This window comes from Halocatena pleomorpha (assembly GCF_003862495.1).
Lineage (GTDB): Archaea > Halobacteriota > Halobacteria > Halobacteriales > Haloarculaceae > Halocatena > Halocatena pleomorpha.
The window spans coordinates 26,499-36,716 of record NZ_RRCH01000032.1 but is presented as its reverse complement, the minus strand read 5'-3'; the positions used below and the strand labels follow the sequence as shown (position 1 = coordinate 36,716).

Sequence of the window (10,218 nt, the reverse complement as noted above, 5' to 3'; positions counted from 1 at the left end):
ATAATACAACAGTATATTATCTTTATCACATAACTATTCGATAGCTATATAGTAGATTATAAACATGCTAGTAGTATGCGAATTCTTTCCAAAGGTGGAAATCTTCCCTTTGTCGATAGGTCTGTTAGATGGTCAGAATTTTCTAATTTCACTGATTATGATATCACATTCATCAATCTTGATAAACTATCGGAAAAAAGTGTCTCTACCATCCAAATATGGAGCGTATAGGAGTTAAGTTCCCATATCATTCAATGGTTAAAAAATATATTAAAACAGAAAGAGATATAATAGTATGTTGTCCTAACCATTTAAAAACTAATACAGTGTCTAAGTATATTAATTATAATAAAATTTCGAATAAGTATCTAATTGGTCCTCCTTCCAATCGCATCTCACCTCAATTTGTAGAGGAAATCAATCTATTTGATTGGTTACCATTTAGAATGGTTTTGCATGAGGAAATAGGTGGCGAATATATCAGAGATATTGAGTCCGGCTGGGAATGGCATTTCAACTCTAGCTTTACATTTGCTATGAGGTTTCTTATGAAGTCTGATGAAGATTATACAAGACATCATATTGCGACAAACAGAAGTGAGGAATCTATAGCGGTTGTAATCAGGCATAAAGAAGAAGATGAAGGCGGTGTATATTTAATCCCTTCAAAAGATAATCAAACATATTCAGAATTCGTGAGAAAAACACTAGGGAATGTATATGGCATTGACGCTGGTGTTGGAGGGCGGTCTCCACCAGAATGGCTGTCTGAATGCTCATTGCCAGGTGAGACGAATATTGAGCAAACTATAGCCCAGCACCAAACTAAAATCGACGATTTGAAAGACGAGTTGAAAACATTGGAGGGATACAAAAACCTCCTCTATGAAGGCGACAACCAGTTAGAACGGATCGTTCCGAAGGCCCTCCGCGAGCTTGGGCTCACAGTTGGCGAAGAGATACCTGGAAAGCGTGACGGCATCATAGAAACTGATGAGACAGCGTTTGCTTTAGAGATCACTGGTACAACTAATGAGGTAGGACTTGATAAAGCAAGACAATTGGACAATTGGGTTGGTAATGTGCTAGAGGAAGGAGATTATGAATCGACAGACGGACTCCTAATTCCTAATGGGTCAATTAATGATTCCCCGAATGATCGCGAAGATATTGTATCGTCGAATGCTATGAAATATATTGAACAGCGTGGCTATAAGATCCTCACTACTGTCGATATCTACCAACTCATCGAGCATGATCTAGAGCACGGTATGGATGCACAGATGGTTGAGGATATACTGCATCAGGATCAGATTTTCCTCACACTACCGGATTATATTTCTCACGGTGGCTAATGAATAATTTATGAAGTATAAATGTATTTTCACGTCTATAAGACAAGATGGAGGAATGAACCTGTCTTCGATAGCAAGAGTGTTCCGCTTGCTGTAGCATTGAAGTAGATTGAGTTCAACATCTGTTGTGACGTAATCGTAGCCTATAGTCTCCGCTATAGAGAATGCTATAGGGCAGTTTGGGGACTGCCTTCTGACCACGCAACAGCCTCGAAGAATGATCTACTGGGCTGTGTATCGCTTACGGTCCTCCGCGATCGTCCGCACCGTCGAGCGCGATCCCCATATCGAGGATATGGAGTCCGATGCCGTGCTCGTCCACGATGCGCTCGACCGTCGCGCTGAAGTCCCGCACTGACCGAGAGATCTGGCTGACTTCCGATGCAATCACCTGCGAGATCTCCCAGCCCTGATCGCAGCCATCAGCTCGCGGGAGCCCTCCCGGTCGGTGTTTGTTCCACTCTATTTATGACGAATAGATCAATCTCCGTAGGTTCCACATCAAGACGATCGGTGGCGTACTCGCTGGAAACTAGCTCTGACGAGATAGATCCTGATCGGCTGTCGAAATGCAACAATAGAGTACAGTTGTTCCACTCATTCGTCTCACTTTGTACCACCCCTACCATTGTCTTAAAGATGCCCCACTTCTCGCCAGACTGGCAAGAAACTATACCTTCTCACCATGGTGCAGTGTGACATTGACCATCACCGAGTCGTACTCGCTGCATCGACCAAGATAAATATCATCGAATCGATGGACAGAGTAGCTCTATGAGCCGATTTAACCGCCATCCGAGCACGGAGTATCGAGCGTTCGTGGAGAGCGTCTGAGAATACGCCAACGCCGGTCAGGAGCCTAGCGAGAAGTAATGTTATCGACGATCTTATACACGTCTGCGAGCTTCAAGTCTCCCTTGTCAACTTTGTCATGGGGAATGAGCACAATATTTATACATAATGTATAATGGGAATATATTGCAACATGGGAAAGAAAGTCGTCTGCTCTGAATGTGGTAACGAATTCGATCCAAAAGAGACCAAAAACGGGAACACAAAATGCGCTGGCTGCCAGATGTTTGGCTGATCACGAGATGGGGTTTTCACGCTTAATTCGGTCGAGTAAGTAGTCCCGGTGGGCCTTGAGGAGCGTTTGTAGTTCAGGGAGGTCCCACTTCTCAGCCAACTGTTCGAGGCGATGACGGACACGTCGGCCGTCTTGAATCGCTATTTCGTAGCCCTCCTTGGTGTTTTCACACCGATAGCCGAGAAGTCCAACATCCGCCATCTCCTCGGCTGAGAACTGTTCATTACGGACACGCTCACGCGCTGCCATCCAGTCTTCCGACCGAGCAACGAATGATTCCACCGCTTTAGGAGGGTATCCGAACACAACGCCAAGCCTGCGTTCCCACGCCTGTGATCGCTCCGAACGGTTACTCGTTGGCAAGAGATCAAGCCGTCCATGAACAGGAGCAACGACCCAAAACGGCGTTCCGAGACGGGTTTCGAGCGCGAGATCGAACGTCTCACACAGATCTCGGACACCTTGGCGAGCTGCGAACGGATATTCAGGGAACGCTTCGTTGCGAGGATCAAATGCTATCGCTGGTTTCTCCCCAGCCAGCATGAGAACAAACAACAATGGTTGAGGATCGCTGAAGAGTTCGTTATCGACACAGTTCCCGAGATACTCCCGCAGCGCCTGACGTTCAGCGGTGGTAATCGTCGTGATAGAGGGATCAGGGGCTGTGGGTTCGAACATATATATTACCAATATAGTGCTCGATATTTACGCTTGTGCCTCTGCCAAATAGGCCAATTTGTATTTCTCAGTGCCACTGTCGGTCGATTCTCACTCGGTACGAGGGGAGAGGTCGCGTCTTACCAAGAGTAGTGGTCGCCGGGCGGCTCGGTTCTTTGGTAAGATCTGTCCCCTCCATCGACAGCTTCGGACAGTGTGGTGTGTTGGGTCTTCTCTCGATCGATGACACTCGCAATCCAGTGAGTCAGAAAGACCATCAGAAACGCGAACACGGCCTATAACAGCTTCGCGGTCACTGCGACCGCGAACATGGCCGTCACTGAGTGGCCAAACCGCGTGAAGAGATCATGCTCGAACAAACACACGATGACGGCGACCGGCCAGAACACGAACTCGAGCAGAACGATCGCGCGCAAGACGATCGTTGCAAGTACGCCGATCGCGACAGCAATGGGAGCAAACCACGTCACCACTCCTGCGGCCGAGCCCATCGCCTCGAGCAACATCGCAGGGGGGAGGGGAGGGCCAGTGCGCTGCCCGAGTGATCGATGAGGATGAACGCCCAGAAGACGTAGCAACCGATTACGACCTCGATCTTGCCGACATCCATCACGCGCTGGCCTACTACGATCAACCACGGGAGATGCAACACTGGCGCGAATAGAAACGGGCCGCCGGGCAGCATGCGCGACAGCTCGACCCTGAGCAGCACCGCCATACCGAAACCGCATGAACATCCTCACTGACGGGCACGTTCCTCGAGCAATTCCTATCACACTCCAGAGTGAAGATATCGACGCTATCACCATTTATGATGCCGATCTCATCGGTGGGGACCAGCCACTCCTCGAATACGCTATCGAACATGGCTATGTAGTCCTCACCGACGACCCAGATTTCGTCACCAAAGACTTCGTGACAGCCCACGACCACCACGGCATCTTCTTTTACGAAGATCAGCGTCACACACGTACTGATCTCGTCCGTCCAATCCACAACGCAGTTAGTGTTCTCCGACCCGACAATCTCCGCAACGAAATCGTTTTTTGTCCCTAACGGCTGGATCTAACCGTATACTCCGGATACATCACAAATGCGTCAAATAGTGATGGGAACTGTTTGAGTAAAAGCAATCCAGTGACTGACGAACACACCGTTTTCGAAATGGATTGGGTATCGGTTAGTCGAAGGTCAAGCCATATCCCCAGCCACGGAGCTGTCCTTCCACATCGTCGAGGTTATCTAGTCCAATCAACACCAAGGCTTCACGGAGATCAGTCAGTGAAAGATCGTCATCAAATCGGGCTTCGAGCTCACGAAGTGCATCGCGTTCATCACGTTTCGTTTCTTGTTGTAGGAACAGTGGAACGCGATCGCGGTTGTCTTGCACACTGTCACGTCGAAGAATCATCGGAATCTCGGTCGGTTGCGGTGTCTCAGTCATGGTCGGTTCTGAATCCGATTCAGTTTCGCGCTCATCGTCGGCATCACTCTCAGACGACTGCGTTGGTACTGGCTCTGAATCCGCGAACGGGTCCTCGCCAGCTCCTTCTTTCATCCCTGTCATAGTCTTGCTTCGACTGCGTCGTGGTCAACAGTGCCGGGAGCGGGCGGGGTTGGCGCTTCAATATCGACCTCTTGCTCAAGTCGTCGCGCCAAGCGATCGAATTTCGCGAGCGTCTCAAGTTCGTAGTCGCGCTGACGATCCCGGTGGGTACGAACATATTCGAACGCCGAACACTGCTCTTTCCAGCAGCCTTCGAACAGCGATGAACGCTCTCCAACGATCTCAGGCGTTGAATACGGAATAGCATTGAGGATGGCGCGTTGATCATTCGTATCCTTGTACCCTACTGGCAGCGCGGCCAGCACCCCGATATCAATGTTGAGACTCTCTTGTATCCCAGCGACTAGTGATTCTAACCCTTGCACTGCTGCGTTCCCTTTCTCGCTCGGCTCAACAGGCAGTACCAAAGACCGGGTCGCATTGATTGCGTTGTAAAGGTGAGGACTTTCGGTTGCCGGTGGATCACAGATCAACACATCATAGCGGTCCTGAACACCTGCTTCGCGTAACGTGCGAAGCAATTGTGAGTGCATCCCGAACGCCTCTCCCATCGCCTCTGCTTGTTCTTTTTCCCGTCGGAGGTAATCTGCGAGGTCACTCAGCATATTGTGTTCAGGAACGATATCGATTCCTTCGACGGTCTCAATGAGATCGTCGAACTCTCCCTTTGGGCGCTGAATCATGTGGCGAACGAGATTATCGACGGACTCTGTTCGATTCATATCAACCCCAAACAGCCGCGAGAGGTCACCGTCTTGTGGATCCAATGGAACGACTAACACATCCAATCCAGCACGAGCGTGAGCGGCGGCCAAGTTTGCAGCTGTCGTCGTCTTTCCAACGCCACCGGCCTCCGAATACGTGGTGTACGCCAGCATGTGTGTGTTTACTATCCACTCAGCCATCAATGTTACCTATTACATTCAATCATTAACACCAGTAAGTACATTCATCGGTGAACACCAGTAGTGAACACCAGTAGTGAACACCAGTAGTGAACACCAGTAGTGAACACAAATCATGAAGGATAAGAGTACACTCGAAGAATTCAGGGAAGGCTATCAGCTGCTATTTCGTAGCTATACAGAAACGGGGCGAAAAATTCCTTCTCACTCAAGAACAGACCACCATCAAACGAGGAGACAATGAACAAACGAATGCCGAGACGCTGCTGACCGTGGAATTACCAGCTTTCAGCACGGGAGCTGGCGAACTTTATTTGCTTGAGAAACAACTTACACCTATGACTACCCACGTTTCCAAATCCCGTATTCGACTGGGAATCGAGTCGGTCGTCACGTTGGCCGTACTCGTTGTGTTATTTGTCGCTTCAGAATGGATAGCGATGCGATTCCTCCAGATTCCGGGATACCTAATCATGGCCGGATTTGACCTCCTTCAGAACACGCTGCTTCCTGGCCTGACGGGAACCGCCTTCTGGGCACTCTTCGCCGCATATCTCACTGTCATCTCCATGGCTATTGGGTACATTGTCCATCAGATGCGAACGAGGAAATAAGTCATATCGTCGAACAATTGGAGAAGATTCGAAGAGTTGCAGAGGAGAAACAAGGACAGCGATTGCAATAGACCGTTTTAGCTCTCAGCCCGATCTACAGCGATCCACGGGATATAGAGTTGCACTCGACGGCCACGGCTCATGCACAACGCTCTCGAACAGTTGCTTTGGAAGTCTAAACTGTTCGCCAAAGCCACCTCCGGCCCATAACTGTCAATAGAAGCATCACATGGATTGAACCGACTCACCGCAATCAGGGCCACTTCCAGTGGTTCTCCCTCAGCGTAGCCTCCGGAAGCTGGTACGTATTGCGTGCGGTACACCACCGCTCGGTAACACCGTCTTCTACCCAGTCGTGATGACACGGAAAAACTAATTCTATATTCTTAATATGAGTACGAGCACCTCAGTGCCTGTCTGCATTCTGCCATGCTGCGGATTTGAAGCAAGAAGTGGAGCATGTGAAACGACTGAGGTTCAAACCTCTCACCACCCGTTCGTTGTCCGAACGATTCGAATCCAACAGACGGCAGTTTGGTGTATACAACGCTACTGTCGTTTGCAGCTGAGCGTTCGTTCGGTTTCGAGTCGATTCCGACAGAGATCGGTGCTGTCATGCGGTCGCTACATCCAATGTCGGTTGTATAGGACTTCATCAATCGCCTAATGAGCTTGTTGGCTCTGTGATTCTACGTATAAACGGTTAGCGGTGCATCGGGCAACGGTTTGGTCCATGTCCTCGCACCTGATACGCCGCCTTGTTCTGATGGTGGCTGTCTTCCCGTGACTGGCGCGGATGTTCATGACAGTGACTACTACGTACGGTTGGTGGGTTCACGTTAGCGGTTCTGTTCGTGGTGGTCGTGGTATGCAGACGAGTTCACATGCAGATGCGCGATTCATCTCCATCGACTAACCATGGTTATCATCGAGGGATGCACTTGGTCAGACTGCTGGACGAATAACGCTCCAACTTGGGCGGCATGTTCTATTCGATTAGGTTACTTGCGAATCCACAGTCTCCGGTCGGTGTAGATTCGATTCCAGAACCAGTCATCTCAGCGGCAGGACTTATGTAGCGAAAGCAGCTATCTAACATCCAAATAGTGGGCACAGTCCAGCAAGAACACATGGAAAACGAAAATAAACAGGAGTTCCACGACCTACTCACCTCACTCTACAGCGCCACCCGGAACTCTAACTCAGGGAAACAATCCCGAGACAGAATAGAAATCGTTCTTCAAGAATTTCTTTTACTTCTCGGATACGATGACCAGCATCTGTTCAACAACGTGTCCGTAGAAGCAGAAGACCTGCACCCGATTAGAGATCTACAATCTGAACGGGCAATGATGCTGTGCCCGCCGCCCGATAACTACGCCCCTGAACCAGGCATCACCTTCTTTTTCGACATCCTAGCTGCCAGAAGCGTCAACTCCCCACCCTACCTTACGGTCGATACAGCATCCCTTACGCCGGAAGATTTCGAACACGGTTCCGATTACATCTCTGCCATCTATTATCTTAATATCCGACGTGAAACGGCCGGTGCCCACTACTCTATCTTATTCTCTGATAAAGGGATAGTCGTCGTTCGGCCGAGCGAAGATCTCGAAGCATTTCGGTTTCGGGAGCTTGAGCGGAAGGATTCGGAGCGGCTGTATGAGCTATTGCGGGCGCCAGATCGGTATCCGCGGGCTGTGGCGTATCCTGCTGGGTATCATCCGGAGCAGACGAAGCTGCAGATGTTTACTGTCTGGGGTGATGCGGATATCGCTTACAATCCGCCGAGTATCGAGACCGAGCACTGTCAGCTCAATCTCCGAAGATTCGGCGAGATCCTGTATGAGGCTGAGATAGCTGAAACGAAACAGGAGAAAGGCAACGCCTTGGAAGCCGTCGCTACACAGTTATTCAGCTCGTTCCCGTACCTCTCTGTTCGCGATGAAAACCTGTATACAAAGTTTGGTGAAATTGATCTAGTGATCGAAAACAAGGGGACGGACCGACACACCCTGTTTAACTTCTATTCCCGGTTCATTATAGTCGAATGCAAACACTGGATTGACCCAGTCCCGGCCAAGGAGATCGGCCACTTCAAGGACAAATGCAACATGACGGACGTTGACCTCGGAATCATGTTCGCCTGGAACGGTATCTCTGGTGAAGGTGAGGAGCGGCATGCAGAACGTATGGCAACTGGGGGGCTAAACGGAACCCCGGAGATCATCGTCATCAACTCACGCGATCTGCACCGAGTGTTGGAAGGTACCAGCTTCTACCAAATCATTGATGAGAAATGTACCAACAACGATTCGATTTATAGATCGATTTGATGGAAGTAATAGTTTTAAGCGAAGTGCCTGCACAGGAGGCATACAAGATGAGATTCTTCGTAATTCACTGAATCCGGTTGAGCAACTATCGATGGGGCCGCCGAACGACACCACTGAGAAATCTGCGGACGTCGATGCCGACCCAGTTACTTCGACCAATCAATCAAACGAAGAAAATAAGAAGATAGGGGTTTCATTTTTGAGAATGATCTGGAATCGAACGGTGCGGACGCCACACTTCCTGAACGGGAGCAGGAACAAGTTGTTGACCTTGTCCGGCGGCAGCCGACGAGGAACGTCAGGCTACAGGACCGGTGGGGATTAAATGATGGCAATGAGATCCGCCAATATTTCGAATCCGAACTCAAAAATTACTATTACCGGGATGACGACGGGTATATCCGGGCGACCGATGTGGCAGAGGAATTCACCCAGAACCACCAGGACTTGTATCAGGATGTGACCAGGCCAGAAGACGAACCGGAGGAAAAACAGATTGATCTGCGGCGGCGAGACCTAGTGATCGCGTTGGTGTCGCTCACCCAGGAACTGGGCCACTTACCGAGTGCCGAGGAGATCAACGACCACGGCGAGTACGTCCATCAGCGGTACCGAGATGAGTTTGGCGATTTGTACACTGCGTATCAAGAGACAGGGATTCTCCCGGACGAGGTGACGCGAGCAGATTTCTACAGTGAGGAAGCAGCAACACCGCGGCCAGATACCGAGGGCAAGTCTGATGGCGTTAAGGAGCCAGAGCCTAAGCCCGAACCGGATGAAGAAGCCCCCGAGAAAGAAACACCGGAAAATTCCGAAGGCGAAGCTGAGACAGACAAGTCAGTTGAGATAGATGCTTCGGAGAGAGATGTTGACCGGCCGGAGTTCGAGATTCCAGAGGACTTCAATGAAGACGACTTAATCAGTGAGATTCAACGGTTTGCCAACCTTCTCGGTGAACCGCCGACCGAGGACTTAGTAGCTACGTATGGGGTGTTCTCAGCGGAGACATACCGGGATGCATTCAGTTCGTGGGCTGCTGCACTTGAAACCGCGGAGTACGACCCCAACGATGTACCAGACTGGAGCCGTCGATCGCATACGAACACTGATATACTGGATGGCCTCCGGGCCGTAGCCGACGAGCTCGGGCATGCCCCGACAACCACTGAAGCGGAGAAATTAATCGATTTCTCTCCGGGACTTGCATCCTTGCGTTTTGGGTCGTGGGTAGCTGCGCTTGAGACGGCTGGACTGGACTCGTCAGAACGTTACAGTGTTCAGACGGAAGACACTGGGGAAGAAGATGAAGAGCAAGACAGTGGTGAGTCCAAAGCTGAGGACGAGGAAGACGATGATGACCCGATCGGTAGCTTGATCGATGACACGTTGAAGGATATGCTGCTATCGGACGATGCTGATGGACCGATCTAAAATTAGGCTGATACTGACCTAAAACGGTTTCAGCTGTGTCCTCAATTAGGAGAATAACATGACTGCATCCCAAATGAAGCTCAGTCAGCTTGTAGAATAATTAGCTGCAATTGAAGTGTAGTATAGGGGAGAGGGTACCTAGATACACGACGACGTGATCACGACTTACATCCCTACTAGGCCAGTTGGATGCGGCTAAGGAATTAGATGGGGTGAGGTCAAGGTCTTGGAGGGATACGAGCACG

Annotated in this window: 11 protein-coding genes; 6 read left to right on the top strand and 5 right to left on the bottom strand. The window is 50.0% G+C overall.

Annotated features, from left to right (window positions below; translation table 11 throughout):
• Positions 1–218: 218 nt before the first annotated feature.
• Positions 219–1,355, top strand: a complete 1,137-nt coding sequence (locus tag EIK79_RS14900) for a hypothetical protein (RefSeq protein ID WP_124956086.1) — start codon at positions 219–221, stop codon at positions 1,353–1,355.
• A gap of 241 nt (positions 1,356–1,596) precedes the next feature.
• Here EIK79_RS14900 and EIK79_RS18225 read toward each other — a convergent pair whose 3' ends face one another.
• The 3 genes from EIK79_RS18225 to EIK79_RS18220 form a co-directional block, all read right to left on the bottom strand.
• Complete coding sequence (locus EIK79_RS18225; protein ID WP_185715656.1) at positions 1,597–1,746, bottom strand: hypothetical protein; 150 nt, start codon at positions 1,744–1,746, stop codon at positions 1,597–1,599.
• Positions 1,747–2,442: 696 nt separating this feature from the next.
• Positions 2,443–3,120 (bottom strand): hypothetical protein, encoded by a 678-nt coding sequence (locus EIK79_RS14890; protein ID WP_124956084.1) that lies wholly within the window; start codon positions 3,118–3,120, stop codon positions 2,443–2,445.
• A 275-nt stretch (positions 3,121–3,395) separates the two neighbouring features.
• Complete coding sequence (locus EIK79_RS18220; protein ID WP_185715655.1) at positions 3,396–3,611, bottom strand: hypothetical protein; 216 nt, start codon at positions 3,609–3,611, stop codon at positions 3,396–3,398.
• A 50-nt stretch (positions 3,612–3,661) separates the two neighbouring features.
• On the opposite strand from EIK79_RS18220, the gene EIK79_RS19070 reads away from it, so the two are divergent.
• The gene (locus EIK79_RS19070; protein ID WP_267900546.1) at positions 3,662–3,784 is read left to right on the top strand and encodes a hypothetical protein; all 123 of its coding nucleotides are present in this window, start codon (positions 3,662–3,664) and stop codon (positions 3,782–3,784) included.
• Positions 3,785–3,849: 65 nt separating this feature from the next.
• Complete coding sequence (locus tag EIK79_RS14880) at positions 3,850–4,176, top strand: DUF5615 family PIN-like protein (protein WP_124956082.1); 327 nt, start codon at positions 3,850–3,852, stop codon at positions 4,174–4,176.
• Positions 4,177–4,300: 124 nt separating this feature from the next.
• Here the strand turns inward: EIK79_RS14880 and EIK79_RS14875 are convergent, their stop codons facing one another.
• Positions 4,301–4,687, bottom strand: a complete 387-nt coding sequence (locus EIK79_RS14875) for a hypothetical protein (protein ID WP_124956080.1) — start codon at positions 4,685–4,687, stop codon at positions 4,301–4,303.
• A complete protein-coding gene (locus EIK79_RS14870) occupies positions 4,684–5,565 on the bottom strand; it encodes a ParA family protein (protein ID WP_124956078.1) in 882 nt (293 codons plus the stop codon). Before EIK79_RS14870 ends, EIK79_RS14875 begins: the two co-directional genes overlap by 4 nt.
• Positions 5,566–5,930: 365 nt before the next feature.
• Here EIK79_RS14870 and EIK79_RS14865 point away from each other — a divergent pair, with 365 nt between their 5' ends.
• The 3 genes from EIK79_RS14865 to EIK79_RS14855 all read left to right on the top strand — a co-directional run bounded on the left by EIK79_RS14865 (position 5,931) and on the right by EIK79_RS14855 (position 9,973).
• On the top strand, positions 5,931–6,206 hold the full coding sequence (locus EIK79_RS14865; RefSeq protein WP_124956076.1) for a hypothetical protein: 276 nt from the start codon (positions 5,931–5,933) through the stop codon (positions 6,204–6,206).
• A 1,130-nt stretch (positions 6,207–7,336) separates the two neighbouring features.
• Positions 7,337–8,542, top strand: a complete 1,206-nt coding sequence (locus tag EIK79_RS14860) for a hypothetical protein (RefSeq protein ID WP_124956074.1) — start codon at positions 7,337–7,339, stop codon at positions 8,540–8,542.
• A 195-nt stretch (positions 8,543–8,737) separates the two neighbouring features.
• Complete coding sequence (locus tag EIK79_RS14855) at positions 8,738–9,973, top strand: DUF5797 family protein (RefSeq protein WP_368276904.1); 1,236 nt, start codon at positions 8,738–8,740, stop codon at positions 9,971–9,973.
• Positions 9,974–10,218 lie beyond the last annotated feature (245 nt).

Excerpts from the sequence above, each read along its gene's own strand:
- EIK79_RS14860 (WP_124956074.1), top strand. The coding sequence starts at position 7,337 with ATGGAAAACGAAAATAAACAGGAGTTCCACGACCTACTCACCTCACTC.
- EIK79_RS14875 (WP_124956080.1), bottom strand. The coding sequence starts at position 4,687 with ATGACAGGGATGAAAGAAGGAGCTGGCGAGGACCCGTTCGCGGATTCA.
- EIK79_RS14900 (WP_124956086.1), top strand. The coding sequence starts at position 219 with ATGGAGCGTATAGGAGTTAAGTTCCCATATCATTCAATGGTTAAAAAA.
- EIK79_RS14890 (WP_124956084.1), bottom strand. The coding sequence starts at position 3,120 with ATGTTCGAACCCACAGCCCCTGATCCCTCTATCACGACGATTACCACC.
- EIK79_RS18220 (WP_185715655.1), bottom strand. The coding sequence starts at position 3,611 with ATGGGCTCGGCCGCAGGAGTGGTGACGTGGTTTGCTCCCATTGCTGTC.
- EIK79_RS14865 (WP_124956076.1), top strand. The coding sequence starts at position 5,931 with ATGACTACCCACGTTTCCAAATCCCGTATTCGACTGGGAATCGAGTCG.
- EIK79_RS14870 (WP_124956078.1), bottom strand. The coding sequence starts at position 5,565 with ATGCTGGCGTACACCACGTATTCGGAGGCCGGTGGCGTTGGAAAGACG.
- EIK79_RS14880 (WP_124956082.1), top strand. The coding sequence starts at position 3,850 with ATGAACATCCTCACTGACGGGCACGTTCCTCGAGCAATTCCTATCACA.